This window comes from Treponema sp. OMZ 840 (assembly GCF_050937815.1).
Taxonomy (GTDB): Bacteria; Spirochaetota; Spirochaetia; order Treponematales; family Treponemataceae; genus Treponema_C.
Genome location: NZ_JACDIJ010000040.1, coordinates 1 through 660, shown reverse-complemented (window position 1 = coordinate 660; position 660 = coordinate 1). Strand labels below are relative to the sequence as shown.

Genomic DNA, 660 nt, shown 5'->3' with positions numbered 1-660 from the left:
CGCTTGTATGAGCAGATACAAAATCCGCGCGATAAGTATTTGCGCCGTTTGGTTAAGATTCCTTCTCCCGAATTCTATGTCTTTTACAACGGTGAAGAAGATTTCCCGGAATATAAAACACTAAAACTTTCCGACGCTTTTATGACGGCCGGCTCACAGCCGAACCTTGAACTCATTGTCGAAGTGGTGAATATCAATCAGGATAAAGCACATACAATTCTTGAGCAGTGTAAACCGCTTGCCCAGTACAGTTTATTTGTAGACACAGTGCGAAAACACCTCAAGCTTGACAGGGAGAAAGGCTTTGAAAAAGCTGTACAGGAATGTATAAATAATGATATACTAAGGGAGTACTTGGAGCGCAAATCGCGGGAGGTAATGAATATGTTGTTGGCAGAATACGATTACGCAACCGATATAGCGGTTCAAAGAGAAGAAAGCGAAGCTATCGGGTTTGAAAAAGGCGCCCGGCAAAAAGCTTTGGAAACGGCAGCTGTAATGAAAAATAGAGGGTATGACCCCGATGAAATTTGCAGCATAACGGGCATAACAAAGGATATTTTACAAACCCTTTAAATCCTCTACGCCCTTTGTACCCTAAGGTTAATTTAAAGATGTGGATGAACTGACATTCACCGATGACTTTATGTTGTTTAAAGA

General features: G+C 41.5%; 1 protein-coding gene. It reads left to right on the top strand.

Features of this window, described 5'->3' with window-relative positions; translation table 11 throughout:
* A partial coding sequence (locus H0R92_RS14020) for a hypothetical protein (protein WP_432966301.1) occupies positions 1-576 on the top strand: 576 nt, incomplete at its 5' end.
* Between the last annotated feature and the right edge of the window lie 84 nt (positions 577-660).